This is a genomic window from Rubellimicrobium arenae, assembly GCF_017916275.1.
Taxonomy (GTDB): Bacteria; Pseudomonadota; Alphaproteobacteria; order Rhodobacterales; family Rhodobacteraceae; genus Rubellimicrobium; species Rubellimicrobium arenae.
Window position 1 is genome coordinate 213,090 of sequence record NZ_JAFMST010000007.1, and the last position, 19,533, is coordinate 232,622.

The following is a 19,533-nucleotide window of genomic DNA, read 5'->3' on the forward strand; positions in this document are numbered from 1 at the left end:
GGGCCGCCCGGGGCCGCGTCACTTCGCGGCGGCCTCGACGTTGTCCTTGTTGTAGACGGTGAATGGTCCCATCAGGACGCGCCTGGCCCCCTCGCGGCCCGGATCGGCCTCGATGGTGTAGTCGCCCATGCGCCCGGCGGTGAACTGCTCGCCGACCTCGCCGGTCAGCTGCCCGGTGGCGAGCCCGTAGGCCACGTAGGTCGTCAGATACCCAAGGTCCCGGAAGTCCCAGAGCGCGAACTGCGGCGCGCAGCCGTTCAGGGTGTAGCTGACCATCTCGGCCGGCAGCCCCAGGCCCGAGACCTTGACCTGCTCGCAAAGCCCTTCGTCCTGCATGGCCTTGGCCGCCGCCTGGATGCCGACGGTGGTCGGCGCCATGATGAGCTTCAGGTCGGGATGGCTGTCCACCAGGGCGAGGGCGCGGTTGTAGCTCTCCTCGGACTGGTCGTTGCCGTAGACGGTCTCGACCATCTCTAGGTTCGCGTATTTCTCGTCCTCGCCCAGCACCTTCTCCAGTGAGGCGATCCAGGCGTTCTGGTTGGCCGCGTCCGGCGAGGCGGACAGGATCGCGAACTGCCCTTCGCCGCCCATGATGTCGTAGGCCATGTCGGCCATGACGCGGCCGGTCTGCTCGAAGTCCACCTGGGCCACGAAGACGCTCTCGCCCTCGCCGTTCGGGATCGGGCTGTCCCAGGTCACGACCTTGGTGCCCGCCTGCGCGGCGGCCTGCGCGGCCGGGACGATCTGGTCGCCCGCGTTGTTGGACAGCATCACGGCGCCGACCCCCTGCGTGCCGGCGGTGGTCATGATCTCGATCTGGCCCGCGACGGAATTCTCGGGCGTCGGGCCCAGGAACTGCAGCTCGCCCTTGTCCTGAAGCTCGTCATGGGCCTCCTGCGCGCCTTCGTGCGCCTGTTCGAACACCAGGATGCCCAGGAACTTGGGCAGGAGCACCATGCCGCCGGAGTCCTGGCCGGGCTCGATGGTCTTGGCCTGGGCCAGCGCCAGCGTCGCGCAGCTTGCCAGGAGGGCCGCGAGGCCCAGCGTCTTGAACATGTCATTCCTCCCGGAGGGGTTCTTGATCTGAACCGGGCGGCGGGGTCTCCCTCCCTGCCCCGCGCCCGGAAACCCACTCAGCCGGGGACCGGCTTGCGCGGCCCCTCTCCGTTCAGCGCGCGGGTGACGTCCTCGGCCACGAGGCCCTGCAGCCGCCCGATCGCGGCGTCCGAGTACCAGGCGGCGTGCGGGGTCAGCAGGCAGTTCGGCGCGCTCCGCAGGGGGGAGTCGGGGGGCAGCGGCTCGGTCCCGAAGACATCGAGCGCAGCGCCCCCGACCGTTCCGTCCCGCAGCGCCGCGGCGAGGTCGTTCTCGTCGATCAGTTGCCCGCGGGCCGAGTTGATGAGGATGGCATGCGGCTGCATGGTCCGCAGCCGCTCCGTGTTGAAGTAGCCGCGCGTCTGCGCCGTCGCGGGCGCATGGAGCGAGATGACGTCGGCCCGCCGCAGCAGGTCCTCGGCGCTCATCAGCTCCACGCCCAGCGATCCGGCGTCCGCCGCCGACAGGCCGGGGTCCGACGCGGCAAAGCGGAAGCCGAAGCCCCGCAGCCGTCCCAGCACCGCCCGCCCAATCTGGCCCAAGCCAAAGAAGCCGAACACCGTCTCAGCAAAGGGCTTGAGCGGCCGGGACACCTTGACCGCCGCCCATTCCCCGGTGCGCACCGACGCATCGAGCTGCGGCAGCTTGCGCAGCATCGCCAGAGCCATGGCTGTCGTATGCTCGGCCACCTCGTCGGCGCAGTAGTCGGGGACGTAGCCCACGCGCAGCCCCGCCGCCCTGGTCGCCCCAAGGTCGATGTTGTCGTAGCCCACGCCATAGCGAATGACCGTGCCGCCGGGGGCCATCGCCCGCGCCGCCGCCTCGGTGAAGGGCGCGAACTGGACGAGCGCGACGTGCGCGCCCGCGACGACCTCCGCCACCTCCTCGGCGGTCTTGGCCTGATGGGCGGCGAACTCCGCCCCGCCCTCGCGGGCGGCCCGTTCCTCCTGGTCGAGAGTGGGAAAGGTGCGGTCGGTGACGACGACCTTCATGCGGCCTCCGCAAGATAATCGTGGATGATCTCGCCCGGGACGAGGGTGAAGTCCGCGCGCCAGAAGAACCCCAGGAGCGGCTCCACGACCGGCAGGCGGAACACGGGCAGCTGCGCGTTGGGCCGAAGCTCCACGGTGCAGGGGCCAGTCCAGGCTTCATGGACCGTGACCTCGGACAGACGGCGCGAGGTGATCTGGCGGATGGCGGGCCGTCCGTCGATGTGGTCCACCGCCTTGAGGTTCAGGTTCGTGGCGAAATCGAAGAAGGGCTTCAGCGCCTCGGCCCCCACGGCCCGCTGCTTGTAGGGCAGCGTCCCGGTCAGCACGTCGATGCCGTTCCGCTCGATCCGGCCGACCAGGAGGTCGCCGCGCATGTCCAGCGTCGGGTTCGCCAGCTTCTTGGGCTGACCATGGATCTCGCGCCCATGCGCGACACCCACCTCAGAGGAGAGCGCGAGATAGGGCGAGTAGGCCCCCTCGCGGTCGCCGAGCCGGGCGCCGAACATCACGTTGGCCTCGCCATAGGGGCCCAGCCAGTCGGTGTCGGTCATGCGGTAGATGTGGACGCAGGCCACGTCGCCCATGGGCTCGAGGGGCGGCGGCAACAGGAAGGCCAGCGCCTCGGGGTCGGTGCGCCAGTAGAGCGTCAGGATCTCGGCGTTGCGGAAGCGGAAGGGGAACGGCGGGATTGTCGGCGCGTCCCAAGGGGTCGAGAAGCCGCCTTGGCGGATGTCCGCCTCGGTCGGCCGCGTCAGGCCCCAGCGCGTGCTCACGCCGCTCTCCTCGCGATGGGGGTGGCGGGCCTCACGCCGCGATCCTCCTCACCACGTCCTCGCGCACCTCGATGCCGAGGCCGGGGCCGGTCAGCGGATAGGCCCAGCCGTCGCGGTGCCAGATCTTCTCGGTCACGATCTCGTCCTGCACGACGACCGGGAAGGGCTTGAACTCGAAGATCTCGGCGTTGGGCGAGGCGAGCGACAGGTGCAGGGACGCCGCCGTCGTGATGGCCGTCGACCAGGCATGGGCGTTGATGGTCTTGCCGTACTGCGTGCAGAGCGCGTCCACCTTGCGGAAGCCGGTGATCCCCTCCACCCGCGCCGGGTCCACGCCATAGACGTCGATGGCCTGGATGAACTCCATCTGACGCCGGTAGCCGGCCTCGGTGAACTCCCGCTCCCCGGAGGCGAGCCGGAGCGAGGTCGAGGCGCGCAGCTTGCGGTAGCCCGCGTCGTCCGTCGGATAGAGCGGCTCCTCGTACCAGCCGATGCCGGATTCGGCCATGCGGTTCGCCACGCTGATGGCGGTGTCCGCGTCCCAGCGCACGCCGTTGCCGATGTCGATCAGGATGCCCGCGTCTGGGCCGAGCCGTTCGCGCAGGCGCCGCACGAATTCCACGTCCGTGTCCGGATCGCCGCCGATGTTGGATTCGCCCTTCTTGGCAAAGCCCAGCTTGGTCGATCGGAACCCGGCGGCGAAGAAGCCCGCCACCTCCTCCACGCAGGCGTCCATGCCCTTCTTGTTGACGTGGGCGGACGCATTGGCGAGCAGCCGGTCCTGCCGGAGGCCGCCGAAGAGTTCGTAGAGCGGCTTGCCCGCGACCTTGCCGCGGATGTCCCAGAGCGCCATGTCGATGCCCGAGATGGCGAGCGAGGCGATGCCCCCTTCGCCATACCAGAAGACGTGGCGCCGCATCATGGTCCAGGCGCCGTCGATGTCCTCGGCCTCGTGGTCCCGCAGCAGCGGCAGGAATCCTTCGGTGATGACGGTGCAGACGGCGTTGCAGGCCTCGGGCCACATGGCGATGCACTCGCCCCAGCCGACCACGCCGTCCGAGGTCTCGACCCTGACGAGCACGGTGCGCCGCGTCGTGTTGAAGTCGTTCGGATCCGGATAGGCGATGTGAATGGGCTCGATCCGCGCGATGCGGGTCATATGATCCTCCCCTGACGCGATCCCTTTGACAGGGCTCCTCCCGCGTCGTATCGAATTGGTCAGGCCAATTAGCGTTCCCTAGCCAGCCGGGGTCAAGAGAAATGTTCGATCTGCATCCCATTCCCGTTCCCGACCTGTCCGGACGGCGCGTGTTCGTGACCGGCGCCGGGCGCGGCATCGGCGCCGCCCTGGTCCGCGTGCTGGTGGAACGCGGCGCCCGCGTCGTGGCCGGCGTGCATGACGGGAGCGAACCGCTGCCCCAAGGGGCGCAGGCCGTGCCCCTGGACGTGACCGACGACGCCTCGGTGGGGGAGGCGGCGGCCCGGGTGCGCGAGGCGCTGGGCGGGCTCGACGTGCTGGTGAACAACGCCGGCCTGATCTCGACGATCCGGCCGCTGTCGGAACTCACCGCGGACGAGCTGCGCCCCGCCTTCGAGGTCAACGCCATCGGGCTCCACCGCGTGACGATGGCCTGCCTGCCCTTCCTTGAAGAATCAAAGGGCCTCATCCTAAACGCCGGGACCGGCGCGGCGACCAAGGCCATGGAGGGCTGGACCGCCTACTGCACCTCCAAGGCCGCGGCGCGGATGCTGACCCTGATGCAGGACCTGGAGCTGTCGCCGCGCGGCGTCCACGCCCGTTTCGTCGGCATCCCGCCCACCGACACCGCCATGCAGGCCGAGATCCGGGAGGCGGGCCTGAACCCCATCTCCAGGATCCCGCAGGCCGACCTCGTGCATCCCGAGGTGCCCGCCTCGGTCCTGGCCTGGCTGTGCGCCGCCGGGAACCGCGGGCGCGAGGAGGTGCTGCTCGACGTGCGGGACGACCTGTTCAAGGGCATGATGCGGGCCGCCTAGCCGGCGACCGCCGCCTGCCAGTCGCGCACGGCCCCCAGGGGCCAGAGCAGCATCAGCACATTGAGCGCGAGCCCGTCGCGGATCATCCAGACGGTGAAGGCCTCGAGGCCCAACGCGAGGAGGACGGACGCCCAGACAGGAAGCCTCCGCGCGAGCCAGAAGCCGAATCCCATGCAGGCCACGTCCATGACCGAGTTGAGGACCGTGTCCCCGAGATAGTCCCTGGACACGGTCGCCGTCCGGTAGCGTTCGATCACCGCGTCGGAGTTCTCGGCCAGTTCCCAGGCGCATTCGACCAGGGTGGCGAGGGCGAACCGCCACCCGACCCCAAGCCGCCGCGCCCCGAGGGCGAGCACGGCGTAGAAGATGAGCCCGTGGATCAGGTGGCTGGGCGAGTACCAGTCGAACAGGTGCTGCGACCCTTCCGGTCCCCAAGGGTCGTCGTACCACAGGAGGATCCGGCCCGAGGGCGCGATCGGCGCGCGCCCGTCCGCCAGGAGCCAGGCAGCCGAGGCCGCCACGATCAGAAGGGAAACGAACCAGGGGCGTGCGTCGCGGGTCATGACGACCAGCGATGCACACCCCTGGGCCTCAGCGCAACGGACAGCTCGGGGCTGGGATGGCGGTGCCCCCCGGGCGTGTCAGATGCACTTCACGATCACGGGCTTCATCATGTCGCCCCAGCAGCCGCCGCCGCAGTGGTAACGCTCGGAGCGGTGCAATTCGACCGAAAGGCCGGCGTCCACCGCCTCGCGGATGGCCGCGTTCAGGCGGCCCAGCTGCTCGGCCACGGCCTCGATCCCGGCCATCTGGCGCTCGGTCAGGGACATCGTGCCTTCCATCGCTTCGGGGGTCATGTCGTACATCTCGTGCCCTCCTTAAGTCAGGCGTGGGTGAACTGGGCGGTTTCGGTGGATTCGCCCATGGCGGTCGTGGACGACTTGCCCTGGGTGATGGTGGTCGAGACGAGGTCGAAGTAGCCGGTCCCGACCTCGCGCTGGTGCCGCACGGCGGTGAAGCCCTGCTTGGTCGCGGCGAACTCGCGCTGCTGCAGCTCCGAATAGGCGTCCATGCCGCGGTCGCGGTAGCCGTCGGCCAGCTCGAACATCGACAGGTTCAAGGAGTGGAAGCCCGCCAGCGTCACGAACTGGAACTTGTAGCCCATGGCGCCCAGCTCGCGCTGGAACTTCTTGATGGTCTCGTCGTCGAGCTTGGCCTTCCAGTTGAAGCTCGGCGAGCAGTTGTAGGCGAGGAGCTTGCCCGGATACTTCGCGTGCACGGCTTCTGCGAACTTGCGGGCGTCGTCGAGGTCGGGGTGCGAGGTCTCCCACCACAGGAGGTCCGCGATCTCGGCATAGGCCAGCCCACGGGCGATGCAGTGGTCGAGGCCGGTGCCGGGCTTGAGGCGGAAGAAGCCCTCGGTCGTGCGGTTCTCGCGGTCGATGAAGGGGTGGTCGCGCTCGTCCACGTCCGAGGTGATGAGCTGCGCGGATTCGGCGTCCGTCCGGGCGACCGTGATCGTGGGCACGCCCATCACGTCGGCGGCGAGACGGGCCGCCACGAGGTTCCGCTCGTGCGCCGCCGTGGGGATCAGGACCTTGCCGCCCAGGTGGCCGCACTTCTTCTCGCTCGCGAGCTGGTCCTCGAAGTGGACGCCCGCCGCGCCGGCCTCGATGAAGGCCTTCATGATCTCGAAGGAGTTGAGCGGCCCGCCGAAGCCCGCCTCGGCGTCGGCGACGATGGGGACGTACCAGTCGCGGGTGACGTTGCCTTCGGAGGCCTCGATCTCGTCGGCGCGGCGCAGGGTGCGGTTGATGCGGCGGCAGAGCTCGGGGGCGGCGTTGGCCGGATAGAGCGACTGGTCCGGATACATCGCGCCCGCCGTGTTGGCGTCGGCCGCGACCTGCCAGCCCGACAGGTAGATGGCCTTCAGCCCCGCGCGGACCTGCTGCATCGCCTGGTTGCCGGTGACGGCGCCGAGGGCGTTGATGAAGGGCTCCTCGTGGAGCTGCTTCCACAGGCGGTTCGCGCCCCGCTCGGCCAGCGTGTGCTGGATGGTCAGCGAGCCGCGCAGTTTGGCGACGTCTTCCGGCGTGTAGGGGCGGTTGATCCCGTCAAAGCGGCCCTCGGGCGCATGGGGGACGAGGTCCTGGAAGGTGAGTTGCGTCATCGGGGGTCATTCCTTGCGATCGGTATGGTCCTGATCTTGCGGCAGCGCAGCGTCGGAACAAGACGGACAGCTCAGCCGAAAGGATGACTTGTCAAACCTGTACAGCTTGTCATTTGTAAATCTGTATCTGATTTGACAGGAGTCCGGCATGGATGGGAGCGGACGGCGCAAGATCATGGCCGGGGCGCAGCTGCGTCGCCTGCGCGCCACCCTGGGCCTGTCGCAAAGCGCGATGGCGGCGGAACTGGGCATCTCGGTCAGCTATCTCAACCTCGTCGAGCGCAACCAAAGGCCGCTGACCGCGCAGCTCCTCATCCGGCTCTCGGAAACCTATGCCATCGACGCCCGCGACTTTGCCGGGGCGGAGGACTCGCAGGGGGCCTCCGAGATCGAGGAAGTGCTGGCCGACCCTCTGCTGGCGCCGCTCCAGGTGCCGCGGGCCGAGGTGCGGGCCGCCCTGGAGCAGGCCCCCACCCTTCTTGCGGCCTTCAAGCGGCTCCACGCCGCCTATGCCGGGGCGGCGGAGCTGGGATCGGGCCTCGCGGGCGAACGCTCGGAGGCGGAGCGCGGAGCGTCGGCCTCCCAGGGCAGCGACGCGGTCGAGCAGGTCCGCGCCCTCCTGCAGCAGGGCAACAACCATTTTCCGGCCCTGGAGGACGCGGCCGAGAGCCTCAGCGCGGAGCTGGTCCAGGTGGACGGCGACCTCCTCCATGCGCTCACCCTCCGGTTGCGGGCGCGGCACGGCATCCGGGTGCAGGTCATGTCCCACAAGGAGATGGGTGTCACCCTGCGCCACTATGACCGCCATCGGCGCAAGCTGATGATCTCCGAACTCATGGAGCCCGCCGGGCGGGCCTTCCAGGCGGCCTACCAGGTCGGCCTGCTCGAGGCGGGCGACGTCGTGGACGCGCTCCTGGCGTCCTCTGACCTTCGCGACGCCCAGGCGCGCAAGCTCGGGCGGATCACCCTGTCGAACTACTTCGCCGCGGCGCTCATGATGCCCTACGGGCGCTTCCTCGCGGCGGCGCAGGACCTGGGCTACGACGTGGACATGCTGGGGGCACGCTTCGGCGCGAGCTTCGAACAGGTGGCGCACCGGCTCACGACCCTGTCCCGCCCCTCGGCGCGGGGCGTGCCGTTCTTCATGGTGCGGGTGGACAACGCCGGGAACGTGTCCAAGCGGTTCTCGTCCGGCGCGTTCCCCTTTTCGCGCTTCGGAGGGACCTGCCCCCGCTGGAACCTGCACGACGTGTTCCGCCATCCGGGGCGGACGCTGACGCAACTGGTCGAGATGCCGGATGGAAAGCGCTGGTTCTCGGTCGCGCGGATGGTGCGCCGGCTGGCGGTGCCCTGGGGCGAGCCCGAGCCCGCCTTCGCCGTGGGCCTGGGCTGCGAGGAGCGGTTCGCGCCGCAGCTGGTCTATGCGCGAGGCCTGCGGGAGATGGCGGCGACGGGGATCGGAGTGAACTGCCGCCTTTGCGAGCGCCCCAACTGCCCCAGCCGGGCGGCGCCGCCGCTCCTGGGCGGGCTCGACCTCAGCGAGGCCACGCGGGGGCTGTCGCCCTTCGGGCGCTAGCCGTTCGGGGTTCCCCCGCTCCGCTCGGCGACGGCCTTGGCCAGGCGGATCACATAGTCCGCCCAGTCGAAGCGCGGCGGCGGCGTTCCGTTGCCGGGGAGCCGCAGCCCGCGCAGGAGCGGCAGCTCGGGCAAGGCCGGGTCGTAGGTCATAAGATCCATGCGCGCGTTCCCGATCGCTGTCCGGGCGCCTGTTAGCCCCGCGGCGCCGTTGCGCCAAGGGGCCATGGGCCCGGGCGTCAGCGGCCTTCCGTCACTCCTCCATCGGGCCGCCGGCGTTCTTCCAGTCGCCGATGCCGCCGATGTTGCTGACGTTGGTGAATCCCATCTCCTTCAGGGTCTTGCCCGCCAGAGCCGCCTGCCCGCCCGCGCCGCAGACCAGGTAGATCTCCGCATCCTTCTTCAGGACCGGGTTGTGGTACTGCGATGAATCGTCGGCGGCGAACTCCATGAAGCCACGGGGCACGCGGGCGGCGCCGGCGATGGTCCCGGTCTTGGCGATGGCGCCCGAATCGCGCACGTCGATGAACAGCGCGTTGCCCTCGGCGTGCTTCTTCATGGCGTCCTCGACCGGCACGCGGGGCACCTGATTGTTGGCCTCGTCGAGATAATCCTTGGCCGTCTTCATGACGCAGCTCCTCCTGTTGATCGCGGCGGACCATTGATGTCCGCTCCGTTATGACAGGAGCTAGCGCCGGACACCAAGCGTCAATCGGCACAGCCGGCCCTGCCCGGGCGCACGGAACCGCCTTGGCGGCCCTCACGTCGGGTTGACAGAACGTCAGCCGCGTTCGACACCAATGAGGCCGGATCCGTGGCTCACGCCGCCCGGCCGGTTCCCGGGACCTCGCCGTCCGACGGACGCGGCCCCCGACCTTCTCCGCGGCGCCCAACCGGCGTCGCGCTGCGGACCGCGCGGGCCCCCCGGGGCGCCCAGCCCGCGCCGGCGACGATCCAGGCGGCCACGCCGCCCGGAGACCAGGCGCCCGTTTTCCGCGCAGGGGCCGCCAGAGCCCCGCGCGACCAACCGGAGGACGACGACCATGCTGAGACGCACGTTCCTGGCCACGGCAGCCGCCCTGGCCATCGGGCCGACCCTGGCCCTGGCGCAGGAGCAGGAGGCCAAGACCTTCTACTGGGTGTCCCACGGGTCGCCGGCCGACCCCGTCTGGACCTACTTCCTGCAAGGGGCCGAGCAATGGGCCGCCGACACCGGCCAGACGGTGAACACCTCGTTCCATTCGGGGGACGTGCCCTCGCAGCAGGAGGCGGTGCGCGCCGCGATCGCCGCCGGAGCCGACGGGATCTGCTCCACGAGCCCCGACCCGGGCAGCATGGTCGACGTGGTGGCCGAGGCCCGTGCGGCCGGCATCCCGATCATCAACTTCAACACCTCGGACGACGCGCCCGACTGGAACGCCTATGTGGGCGGCGATCTCCACGAGGTCGGCCGCCAGTGGGCGCAGTACCTGGTGGACAACCAGCTCGTGAAGGAGGGCGATTTCGTCTGGATGCCCGTCGAGGTGCCCGGCGCCTCCTACGGCGTCGAGGAGGAGAAGGCCATCGCCGAGGTCTTCGAGCCCTTGGGCATCACCTGGGAGGTGACGGACGCGACGCTCGACCAGGCCGAGATCATCACCCGGATGACGGACTACATGACCGCCAACCAGGGCAAGGTGACGGCCATCATCGGGCTGGGCGACCTGGTCACGGGCTCGATCAAGCGGGTCTTCGACCAGGCGGGGATCGCGCCCGGCTCGATCCCGGTCGTGGGCTGGGGCAACAGCCTCGACACCACGCAGGAGGTGCTGGACGGCTACGTCAACGCCGCCATGTGGCAGGACCCGCAGGCGACCTCCTATCTCTGCCTGTCCTCCCTCCTGATGGAGTCGGGCGGCGTGCCGATCGGCTTCGACATCATCACTGGCGCGCTCTACGAAAAGGACACCGCGCAGGTGTACCACGACATCATGTCGGGCGGCGGCAACTGACCTCCCCCCTGCCGCCCGTCCCTGCCGAACGGGCGGCCCCGACCCTTCCCACCAGGGGACCTCCATGTCCGACCGAACCACCGCCCTCCCGCCGGGAGCCCCCGCCCGCGGGCCGGGCCTGCTCCGCGCCTTCATCGCCCAGCCCGAGTTCGGCCCGCTCGTGCTCCTCGTGGTCATGCTCGTGGTGTTCACGGCGATCAACCCGGCGTTCCTGTCGCTCACCAACATCGGGAACGCGCTGACCTTCACGGTGGAACTGGGCTTCATCGCGCTGGCGATGACGATGCTGATGACAGCGGGCGAGTTCGACCTGTCCGTGGGATCGGTCTTCGGCTTCGCGCCGGTGGTCATGTGGACCCTGTTCAACACCGAAATCCTGCCGTTGCCGCTGGCCTTCCTGGCGGCGCTCCTCGTGGCGCTGGTCATCGGGCTCGCCAACGGCCTCTTCGTCACGCGGCTCGGGATCCCGAGCTTCCTGGTGACCCTGGGGATGCTCCTTGTCGTGCGGGGCTCGGCGCTGTGGCTGACCGACGGCTTTCCGCAGCGGACCTGGAACGCGGGCGAGCAGTGGCTCGCCACCGTGCTCGTCGGCGACTTCTACATCGGCGGCCTCCGGATCTACATGAGCCTGATCTGGTTCATCCTCCTCGCCGTCATGTTCCACTATGCCCTGACCCGGACGCGCTTCGGGAACTGGATCCAGGCCACCGGGGGCAACCCCGGGGCCGCCCGGAACCGGGGCGTGAAGATCAGCCGCGTCAAGGTCGCGCTCTTCATGGTGTCGGCGCTGATGGCCGCCTTTGCCGGGATCATCTCCTCGATCCGCGTCTCGGCGGCGAACCCCAACTCCGGCACGGGCTACGAGCTCGAGGTCATCGCCATGGTGGTGATCGGCGGCACGGTCCTGACCGGCGGGCGCGGGACCATCCTGGGCACGGTGCTGGGCGTGCTGATCCTGCGGCTCATGCGGAACGGGATCGTCATGATCGGCGTGCCGGGCCTGGCCTACAACATCTTCATCGGCGCGATCATCCTGGGAATGATGGCTCTCCATTCCGGCCTCGAGCGCCGGCACAACGCGGGGGTGTGACCATGGCCGAAACCCTGGTCGAGATGCGGCAGATCGAGAAGTTCTACGGCCGCGTCCACGCCCTGCGCAGCGTCAACCTCAGGATCGAGCGCGGCGAGATCGTGGGGCTCCTGGGCGACAACGGCGCGGGCAAGTCCACGCTGATCAAGGTGCTCTCGGGCGCGGTGGCCTACACGAGCGGCGAGATCCGCATCAAGGGCCGGCCGGTCCAGATGCGCTCGACGCTGGACGCGATCGCCAACGGGATCGAGACGATCTACCAGGATTCGGCGCTGGTGCCACAGCTGTCCATCGCGCGGAACCTGTTCCTGGGGCGGGAGCTTCGGAAGGGCGCCGGGATCCTCGACCGGCTGGACCTCGACCGGATGAACGCCGTCGCGGCCGACCTGCTGAAGCGGGTCGGCATCTCCAAGAACATCCCGCCCACCACGCCCATCGGCTCTCTGTCGGGCGGGGAGCGGCAGGCCGTCGCCATCGCCCGCGCGATGTACTTCGACAGCGACCTCATCATCCTCGACGAACCCACGAACAACCTGGGCGTGGCCGAAACGCAGGGCGTGCTCCGCTTCGTGCGCGAGGCGCGGGACACCGGGCATTCCTGCGTGTTCATCGCCCACAACATCCACCACGTCTTCCAGGTCGTGGACCGGATCGTGGTCATGCGGCGGGGGACCGTGGTGGCCGACGACCTGAGCCCCCGCACCTCCTCGATCCAGCAGGTCGAGGACATCATCACCGGCGAGCACATGGCTGCATGACCGCCGGCACGGAGCGGCTGGAGGCGGCCGGGATCACGCTGGGCTTCGATCCCGAGGGGGGCGTGGTGACGGACCTCGCCGTGACGGACGGCGGGCAAACGGTCGCGCCGCTGCACCGGGCGCCCTGGGTCGGGACCGAGCCCATGCCCGAGGGGACGGCGCCGCTCATGGCCAAGCTGCAGGGCGATTTCTTCTGCGCGCCCTTCGGGGCCACCGAGGACGGCTCGCCGCTGCATGGCTGGACCGCCGGCGCGCGCTGGGAGGTGGTGCACCGGACCGGACGGGTGCTGCGGGCGGCCCTGACCCGGGCGGCGTTCGGAGCGACCGTGGTCAAGGAGCTGCGGGTCGAGGACGGCCATCCCTTCCTCTACCAGCGCCACGTCTTCGTGGGCGGGACGGGCCGGGTGGCGGTCGCCAACCACGCGAACGTCTCGCTGCTGCGGGGCGGGATCATCCGCACCTCGGCCAAGGCGGCTTGGGAAACGCCCAGGACCCCGCTGGAAGGCGACCCGGCCCGCGGCCGCTCAGCCCTGACCTATCCGGCGCGGTCGCGGGACCCCCACGCCTTCCCGGGACAGGACGGGCCCGTGGACCTGACGCGCTATCCCTGGGGGCCCCGGCACGAGGACTTCGTCACCGCCCTCGAGGCCAGGGGCCATCGGCTCGGCTGGACCGCCGTGACCCGCCCCGGCGACGGAGACCTCTACCTGTCGCTCCGGGATGCGCGGGTGCTGCCGATGACCATGTTCTGGCATTCGAACGGCGGGCGGGACTATGCCCCCTGGTCGGGGCGCCATGTCGGCTGCCTGGGGGTCGAGGAAGGCGCGGCCGCCGACAAGCTGGGCGTGTCGGCCGAATCCGACCTGGCCGGTCCCGGGGCCCTGGACCTGGCCGCGGACGGGCTGGCCGAGGTGCGGCACGTCATCGGCGCCATCGCCTGGCCATCGGGGGAGCCGGTCGCCGCCATCCGCGAGGACGGCGACGCCGTGGAGATCACCGGGGAGCATGGCGCGCACCGCCGCCTGCCCTTCCGGGCGGGGTTCCTGGGGCGGGACTGAGCGCGGCCTAGCGGATCCGCCGCCCCTCAGGGTCGAAGAGCCGCAGGTCGCGGGGGTGGAACCGAAGCGGCACCCGCTCCCCCACCGAGGGCCGCCCGGCGCGCCATTCCGCCACGACCGGAGCCTCGGGGGCCAGGGAGCCATGGACATAGGCCATCGCGCCAAGCTGCTCGACCACCTCGATGGCGAGGGGCAGCTCCACGCCTTCGGGCGCGGTCAGGTGCTCGGGCCGGAGTCCGACCTGGACCGCCTGCTCGCGCGCGAGGCGCGTGCCGAGCCCCGGCACCTGGACGTCCACCCCCGCGACGCGGATGCTGGCGGGGCCGGTCGCGACGCCCGGCAGGAAATTCATCCGGGGGCTGCCGATGAAGCCCGCGACGAAGATGTTGTCGGGATCGTCGTAAAGGTCCGTGGGACGCCCGACCTGCTCGATCCGGCCCGCGCGCAGGACCACGATGCGGTCGGCCAGCGTCATCGCCTCGGTCTGGTCGTGGGTCACGTAGACCATGGTGTTCGAAAGGCTCTGGTGCAGGCGCGCGATCTCGATCCGCATCTGCACGCGCAGCTCGGCGTCGAGGTTCGAGAGCGGCTCGTCGAACAGGAACACCTTGGGATCGCGCACGATGGCCCGCCCGATGGCGACGCGCTGGCGCTGCCCGCCCGAGAGCGCCGCGGGCTTGCGGTCGAGCAGGTGGTCGAGGTGCAGCTTGGTGGCCGCCGCCTCGACCATGCGCCGCCGCTCGGCCGCGCCGACGCCCTGGATGCGGAGCGCGAAGCCCATGTTCTCGGCCACCGTCATGTGGGGGTAGAGCGCATAGCTCTGGAACACCATCGCCACGCCCCGGTCGTAGGGCTCGGCGTCGGTCATCCGCTCGCCCCCGATCCAGAGATCGCCCGAGGAGATGTCCTCGAGCCCCGCGATCATGCGGAGCAGCGTGGACTTGCCGCAGCCCGAGGGGCCGACGAAGACGATGAACTCGCCTTCCTCGACCGACAGGTTCACCCGGTCGATGACGGTCATCCCGCCAAAGCGCTTGGAGACGTTGCGAAGGTCGATCATGGTCAGCCTTTCACCGCGCCCACGCTGATGCCGCCGACGATCCGGCGCTGGAAGACGAGGTACACGAGGACGATGGGGGCGGCGGCCAGCACGATCCCGGCGGCCAGCAGCGGCACGTTGGTGGTGTATTCCCCCCGCAGCGCGGCGATGCCGACCATCAGCGTGCGCCGGTCCTGCAGCACGAGCAGCGAGATCAGCACGTCGTTCCAGCAGTAGAGGGTGTTGAGGATGCCGAGCGTCAGCAGCGCCGGCCGCCCGAGAGGGAGCATGACGTGCCACCAGACCTCGAGGAAGCGCGCCCCATCCATCCGGGCCGCTTCCAGCAGCTCGCGCGGGAGGCCCCGGTAGAAGGCGGTCATCAGGTAGATGGAGAAGGGCAGGAAGAAGGCCGTGTAGGCCAGCACCAGCCCGACCCGGGTGTTGAGCAGCCCGAGCCCCTCGACCGTCCGGTAGAAGGGCACCAGCACCACCTGGATGGGGATCATCAGCGCGCCCAGGATCGCGACGAACACCAGCCGCCGGAACGGAAACCGCAGCATGGCAAGCGCGAAGCCCACGAGCGAGGACAGGAGCAGCAGGAGCCCCACCGCCCCGGCGGTGACCAGCACCGAGTTCACGAAATACTCCGAGAACCGCGCCCGCCCCCAGGCGTCGGCAAAGTTCTGCACTGTGGGATCGGTCACCATCCCGAAGCGGTCGAGGATGTAGCCCTTGGAGGTCTTCAGCGCGTTGTTGATCGCGAAGACGATCGGGTAGATGCACGACAGCGCCAGGAGCGCCATCGGGATCGCGGCAATCCAGAGCCACCGGCGTTCGCGTTTTCCGACGGCGGCCATGGCTACAGCTCCGCGTTGCGCGACATGATGCGGACCTGCGCCCAGGCCACCCCCGCCATCAGGGCGAAGAGCACCGCCGAGATGGCGGCGGCGTAGCCCGGGCGGTTCAGCTTGCCCTGCTCCAGCCAGATCAGGAACTCGGGCAGCGTGGTCGAGGTGCCGGGGCCGCCGGCCGTCAGCACGTAGATCAGGCCGAACATGCCCGTCAGGAGGCCGATGGTGGTGACCACGGCCACGAACTCGATGATCGGCCGCAGGGTCGGGATGACGATGAAGCGCAGCCGTGCCCAGAACTTCGCGCCGTCGAGCTTGGCGGCTTCCAGCATCTCCTGGTTGATGGTGGACAGCCCCGCGAGGAAGATCAGCACGCTCATGCCGAAGGTGGACCACAGGTGGACGGCCACCAGGGAGGCCAGCGCCGTCCCCCCGTTCCCGAGCCAGTCCACCGGACTGAGCCCAATCGCCTTGAGCGCGGCGTTGAGGCTTCCGTCAAAGCGCAGGACCACGTTAAAGATCGACCCGACGATGACCGAGGACAGCACGGCGGGCAGGAAATAGACGGCGCGGAAGAACCGGCCGCCCGGCACGCCCTGGTGGATCAGCAGCGCCAGCAGCATGGGCAGCAGGATCCAGATCGGCAGGGTCGCCAGCACCAGCACCGTGTTGACCAGGGAGTCCCGGAACGCCTGGTCCGTGACGACGCCCCGGTAGTTCGCCAGCCCCACCCAGTCGGCTTGGCCCAGCCCGTCCGAGTTGGTGAAGGACAGGACAAAGCCCCAGATCAGCGGCACGATCCGGAACACCAGCAGCAGGCCCGCGGCGGGCAGAAGGACAAGGGCGGCGAACCGCCGCTCTGCCTGGCCTATGACCCGCCGCGCCATGTCCCCGCCCTTCCCCGGCTCAGTTCGACTTGGCCTGCTGGCGGATCTCTTCCATCCGGGCCAGCGCGTCGTCGACCGTCGTCTCGCCGTTCAGCAGGAGCTGGCTCTGCCGGTGCCATTCCTCCATCACGGTGGGCGCCATGACGGCATGGGCCAGCGGCGCGGTCGGGCCGTCGAGCATCCCCAGGATCGTCGTCAGCGTCGGGCTGGACAGCGCCGAGGTGTCGACGGCGGTGTTCGCCGGCAGGGCCCCGGTGTCCACGGCGAAGATCGCGGCCTGCTCCGGCGCGCTCAGCACCTTCACGAGCTCGGCGGCAAGGTCGGCGTTGGCGCTGTTCGCGTTCACCGCGTAGCCGATGCCGCCCGAGACCGGCAGCCGCGGCTCGCCTCCGGGGGCGGGGTGGAGATAGACGCCCAGGGCGTCGGGCCCCAGGAACTCCTCGAACTGCTTCCAGTGGGCGACGTCGGACAGGAGGCCGATGGTGTTCGCGGCCTCGCCCCGCATGAAAGTCTCGTATTCGTCCATGAACTTGGCCATGGCGTTCGCGCCTTCGGGGTACCAGCCGTCCTGCGAGGTCTGGACCCAGGTCTCGACGATGGTCCGCAGCGCGGGGTCGGTCCAGGGCAGGTCGCCGGCGGCCATCTGGGCCTGCTGCTCGGGCGTGAACATATCGGCGGCCAGCACGGACAGGAAGAAGTCGCCCCCGAAGCCCTCCTTATTGCCCATGGCAAAGCAGGGGACCTCCCCCTGGGTCTTGAACGCCTCGCAGACGGACTTGAGCTCGTCCCAGGTCCGGGGCGGCGCGTCGGGATCGAGGCCCGCGGCCTCGTAGAGCGCCTTGTTATAATAGACGACGAAGCCCTGGATGGTCAGCGGCAGGGCAATGGCGTTGCCGTCGGCGGTGAAGTCCGCGACCCCCGCCAGGCCCTCGGTCATGTCGTTCAGAGGCTTCAGCGCGGCGGCCCGGCTGGTGGCCTGTGCCCCGCCATGGAGCAGCATCACGTCCGGCCCGCTCTCGGATCCCAGCGCGGTGCCCAGAAGCGTGTAGTACTGGTCATGCGGCTGCATGACGAAGTTGACGGTGACGCCCGGATGCGCGGCCTCGAAGGCCGTCTTGGCGGCGGCGAAGTAGTTGGCGGCGACGGGGTCGCCCGACTTCCAGTCCCAGACCGTCAGCTCCTGGGCCTGGGCCAGGGTGGGCCCGGCTACCAGGGCCGTGCCGATCAGCCAGCGTGCGATGCGTCCCATTCGTCAGCTCCTCCCTGCATGTGCCGCTATGTTCTGCGTGTGGTGCGATTGCCCGAGGCCGGGCCCCAGCCGGTCGCAGGGCGGTCCCGGGGGCAGGTCCGCGTCGGGCCGGCGCCGGGGGCAGGCCAGGTCGCGCCGGGCCGCGCCGCTCAGGCGCAGGCCGTGGCCGGGACGGTCGGGGGCGTGGATCCAGCCGTCGCGGATCTCGATCGGCTCCTCGGCCAGGATGTCGTAGTTCTGGAAGGAGTACTCCATCCACTGCACCTCGGGCAGCGCCACGGCGACGTGGACGCCCATCTCCAGGAAGGTGTTGCCCACCGTGACCGGGATGCCGATGTCGGCCGCCAGCCATCCGGCCTGCATCACCTCGCCCACCCGGCCATGGACGTTGAGCATGTCCGTCGCCCGCGCCTCGAGGAGCGCGCGGCGGCCCGACAGGTCCAGGTACTCGCCCGAGTTGAGCTGCGTGCCCTTCATTTCGTGGCGCAGCATCTTCAGCCCGTCGAAGTCGTCCCGCAGGATCGGGTCCTCGACCCACAGGAGGCGGTGCCCGGCGGCCTGCATGGCCTCTACGCGCATCAGCGCCTCCTTGGGGCTCCAGGCCTCGTTGGCGTCCACCATGACAAGGCGGCCCCGGCCCACGGCGCGGGCCAGCAGATCGAGCCGATGCAGGTCCCGCTCCGGGTCCGGGTGGCCGACCTTGATCTTGAAGGCGGTGTAGCCCTGCGCGGCCGCCCGGCCGAACAGGTCCGAGAACTCCGCGTCCGACAGGTGGTAATCCAGCCCGCTGGCATAGCCCCGCACCCGGTCCCGCCGCGCGCCCAGCATCTTCCAGAGCGGCAGCCCCGCCTGCCGCGCCGCGAGGTCCCAGAGCGCGACCTGCACGGCCTCGCCATAAGGAAGGGTCGGCCCGCGCCGGTTGCCGCCACGGGGGCGGTCGACGCGGTGGACCAGGGCCAGGGCATCCTGTCCTTCAAGGCCGGGGAACACCTCGGCGGCAAAGACGGCCTCGCATTCCTCGAGATCCGGGAAGGGCGTGAACAGGAACTGGGCGAAGCCCAGTCCCGACTCGCCATCCTTGGCATGAAGCTCCACGGCGACGGCATGGACATGCTCGGCCCGCACCTGGCTGTCGCCGATCACCCGGTCCCGGGCGAACTGGAACCGCGTAAGGGTGAAGCCGCTGATCCGTCTCGCCACGCTGATCTCCTCCGCCGCCTGCCCTGATATATCAGCTTAGGCCAACTGCTCTGTCAACTGGCCTTGAACCCCGATCAGTGCTAGGGTGGCGGAATGAAGCCGCTCGTCGCTCCTCCCTCCCCGTCCGCCGACCGCCTCAGCGACGCCGCGTATCGCGCGGTGCTGGAGGCGCTGTTCGACCGTCGCGTGCCCGCCGGGGCCTTCGTCTCGCAGGGGGATCTGGTCCGCATCACCGGCTCGCCGGTCGGACCCCTGCGCGATGCCCTCAAGGTCCTCGAGGCCGACGGCGTGCTGGAGATCCATCCGCGATCCGGCATCCAGTTCGTCCGCCCGGGCGTGGAGCTCACGCGGTCCACCTACCAGTTCCGTGGCATCCTCGAACGCGCGGCGGTGCGCGTCTTCGCCGAGTCCGCCCCCATGCCGGACATCGCACGCATCGCCGAGGCGCATCACGACATGCTCGGGGACCTCGCCCGCGCCCCTGACGCAGACAGCCTGCCCGACCGTGCCGCCACGCTCGAGACCATGTTCCATCGCGGGGTGATCGGCGCGCTCGACAACCGGCAGATCGATGCGGCCTACCGGAGGCTCGCCACGCTTCTGCGCATCATCCGTCTCGACTCGGCCTGGAGCCCCCGGACGCTGGAGACCACGATGCGCGAGCACCTGAACGTGCTGGACCGCTGCCGCGCCCGCGACCCCGACGGCGCCGAGGACGCGATGCGCCAGCATCTGAACGGCGCCCTGCAACGGCACCTGAAGGTGCTCTGAGCCGCCCGGGGCCGACGC

General features: G+C 69.9%; 21 protein-coding genes. 7 read left to right on the forward strand and 14 right to left on the reverse strand.

Going from position 1 to position 19,533, the window contains the following annotated elements; genetic code table 11:
* Nucleotides 1–18 precede the first annotated feature (18 nt).
* The 4 genes from J3P31_RS12865 to J3P31_RS12880 form a co-directional block, all read right to left on the reverse strand.
* Nucleotides 19–1,056 (reverse strand): rhamnose ABC transporter substrate-binding protein, encoded by a 1,038-nt coding sequence (locus J3P31_RS12865; RefSeq protein ID WP_210528874.1) that lies wholly within the window; start codon nt 1,054–1,056, stop codon nt 19–21.
* Nucleotides 1,057–1,133: 77 nt separating this feature from the next.
* Entirely contained in the window at nt 1,134–2,087 is a 954-nt protein-coding gene (locus tag J3P31_RS12870) for a C-terminal binding protein (protein WP_210528875.1), read from the reverse strand.
* Nucleotides 2,084–2,860, reverse strand: a complete 777-nt coding sequence (locus J3P31_RS12875) for an acetoacetate decarboxylase family protein (protein WP_210528876.1) — start codon at nt 2,858–2,860, stop codon at nt 2,084–2,086. Before J3P31_RS12875 ends, J3P31_RS12870 begins: the two co-directional genes overlap by 4 nt.
* 31 nt (nt 2,861–2,891) lie before the next feature.
* The gene (locus J3P31_RS12880; RefSeq protein ID WP_210528877.1) at nt 2,892–4,019 is read right to left on the reverse strand and encodes a mandelate racemase/muconate lactonizing enzyme family protein; all 1,128 of its coding nucleotides are present in this window, start codon (nt 4,017–4,019) and stop codon (nt 2,892–2,894) included.
* Between the two features lie 101 nt (nt 4,020–4,120).
* Between J3P31_RS12880 and J3P31_RS12885 the strand changes: the two genes are divergently transcribed.
* Entirely contained in the window at nt 4,121–4,876 is a 756-nt protein-coding gene (locus J3P31_RS12885; RefSeq protein ID WP_210528878.1) for an SDR family oxidoreductase, read from the forward strand.
* Here the strand turns inward: J3P31_RS12885 and J3P31_RS12890 are convergent.
* From J3P31_RS12890 to aceA, 3 genes are all read right to left on the reverse strand, one after another.
* Complete coding sequence (locus J3P31_RS12890) at nt 4,873–5,439, reverse strand: DUF2585 family protein (RefSeq protein ID WP_210528879.1); 567 nt, start codon at nt 5,437–5,439, stop codon at nt 4,873–4,875. The two genes, J3P31_RS12885 and J3P31_RS12890, sit on opposite strands and share 4 nt — an antisense overlap.
* 78 nt (nt 5,440–5,517) lie before the next feature.
* Nucleotides 5,518–5,742 (reverse strand): hypothetical protein, encoded by a 225-nt coding sequence (locus J3P31_RS12895; RefSeq protein ID WP_210528880.1) that lies wholly within the window; start codon nt 5,740–5,742, stop codon nt 5,518–5,520.
* Nucleotides 5,743–5,759: 17 nt separating this feature from the next.
* The gene (gene aceA, locus J3P31_RS12900) at nt 5,760–7,046 is read right to left on the reverse strand and encodes an isocitrate lyase (protein ID WP_210528881.1); all 1,287 of its coding nucleotides are present in this window, start codon (nt 7,044–7,046) and stop codon (nt 5,760–5,762) included.
* A gap of 148 nt (nt 7,047–7,194) precedes the next feature.
* On the opposite strand from aceA, the gene J3P31_RS12905 reads away from it, so the two are divergent.
* Entirely contained in the window at nt 7,195–8,622 is a 1,428-nt protein-coding gene (locus J3P31_RS12905) for a helix-turn-helix domain-containing protein (protein ID WP_210528882.1), read from the forward strand.
* Here the strand turns inward: J3P31_RS12905 and J3P31_RS12910 are convergent.
* Together J3P31_RS12910 and J3P31_RS12915 are read right to left on the reverse strand one after the other, a co-directional pair.
* Nucleotides 8,619–8,783 carry a hypothetical protein gene (locus J3P31_RS12910; protein ID WP_210528883.1) on the reverse strand — a complete coding sequence of 55 codons (165 nt, stop codon included), beginning with the start codon at nt 8,781–8,783 and terminating at the stop codon, nt 8,619–8,621. The two genes, J3P31_RS12905 and J3P31_RS12910, sit on opposite strands and share 4 nt — an antisense overlap.
* 91 nt (nt 8,784–8,874) lie before the next feature.
* A complete protein-coding gene (locus tag J3P31_RS12915) occupies nt 8,875–9,249 on the reverse strand; it encodes a rhodanese-like domain-containing protein (protein ID WP_210528884.1) in 375 nt (124 codons plus the stop codon).
* 415 nt (nt 9,250–9,664) lie between these two features.
* Between J3P31_RS12915 and J3P31_RS12920 the strand changes: the two genes are divergently transcribed.
* The 4 genes from J3P31_RS12920 to J3P31_RS12935 all read left to right on the forward strand — a co-directional run bounded on the left by J3P31_RS12920 (nt 9,665) and on the right by J3P31_RS12935 (nt 13,518).
* Complete coding sequence (locus J3P31_RS12920) at nt 9,665–10,612, forward strand: substrate-binding domain-containing protein (RefSeq protein WP_210528885.1); 948 nt, start codon at nt 9,665–9,667, stop codon at nt 10,610–10,612.
* Nucleotides 10,613–10,676: 64 nt separating this feature from the next.
* Nucleotides 10,677–11,702, forward strand: coding sequence for an ABC transporter permease (locus J3P31_RS12925; RefSeq protein ID WP_210528886.1), 1,026 nt, complete (start codon nt 10,677–10,679; stop codon nt 11,700–11,702).
* A 2-nt stretch (nt 11,703–11,704) separates the two neighbouring features.
* Nucleotides 11,705–12,460: an ATP-binding cassette domain-containing protein gene (locus tag J3P31_RS12930; protein ID WP_210528887.1), complete on the forward strand. Its 756-nt coding sequence runs from the start codon at nt 11,705–11,707 to the stop codon at nt 12,458–12,460.
* Nucleotides 12,457–13,518 carry a hypothetical protein gene (locus J3P31_RS12935; protein ID WP_210528888.1) on the forward strand — a complete coding sequence of 354 codons (1,062 nt, stop codon included), beginning with the start codon at nt 12,457–12,459 and terminating at the stop codon, nt 13,516–13,518. Before J3P31_RS12930 ends, J3P31_RS12935 begins: the two co-directional genes overlap by 4 nt.
* A gap of 7 nt (nt 13,519–13,525) precedes the next feature.
* Here J3P31_RS12935 and J3P31_RS12940 read toward each other — a convergent pair whose 3' ends face one another.
* The 5 genes from J3P31_RS12940 to J3P31_RS12960 are packed head-to-tail and all read right to left on the reverse strand — an operon-like array spanning nt 13,526 to nt 18,744.
* Nucleotides 13,526–14,584: an ABC transporter ATP-binding protein gene (locus J3P31_RS12940; protein WP_303645125.1), complete on the reverse strand. Its 1,059-nt coding sequence runs from the start codon at nt 14,582–14,584 to the stop codon at nt 13,526–13,528.
* Nucleotides 14,581–15,414 carry a carbohydrate ABC transporter permease gene (locus tag J3P31_RS12945; RefSeq protein ID WP_210528890.1) on the reverse strand — a complete coding sequence of 278 codons (834 nt, stop codon included), beginning with the start codon at nt 15,412–15,414 and terminating at the stop codon, nt 14,581–14,583. The genes J3P31_RS12940 and J3P31_RS12945 overlap by 4 nt, the downstream gene beginning before the upstream one ends.
* A 2-nt stretch (nt 15,415–15,416) precedes the next feature.
* Nucleotides 15,417–16,295 carry a carbohydrate ABC transporter permease gene (locus J3P31_RS12950; RefSeq protein ID WP_210528891.1) on the reverse strand — a complete coding sequence of 293 codons (879 nt, stop codon included), beginning with the start codon at nt 16,293–16,295 and terminating at the stop codon, nt 15,417–15,419.
* Nucleotides 16,296–16,314: 19 nt separating this feature from the next.
* Nucleotides 16,315–17,544: an ABC transporter substrate-binding protein gene (locus tag J3P31_RS12955; protein ID WP_210528892.1), complete on the reverse strand. Its 1,230-nt coding sequence runs from the start codon at nt 17,542–17,544 to the stop codon at nt 16,315–16,317.
* 3 nt (nt 17,545–17,547) lie between these two features.
* Nucleotides 17,548–18,744 carry a mandelate racemase/muconate lactonizing enzyme family protein gene (locus tag J3P31_RS12960; protein WP_210528893.1) on the reverse strand — a complete coding sequence of 399 codons (1,197 nt, stop codon included), beginning with the start codon at nt 18,742–18,744 and terminating at the stop codon, nt 17,548–17,550.
* Nucleotides 18,745–18,837: 93 nt separating this feature from the next.
* Here J3P31_RS12960 and J3P31_RS12965 point away from each other — a divergent pair, with 93 nt between their 5' ends.
* A complete protein-coding gene (locus J3P31_RS12965) occupies nt 18,838–19,515 on the forward strand; it encodes a GntR family transcriptional regulator (RefSeq protein WP_210528894.1) in 678 nt (225 codons plus the stop codon).
* Nucleotides 19,516–19,533: the final 18 nt, after the last annotated feature.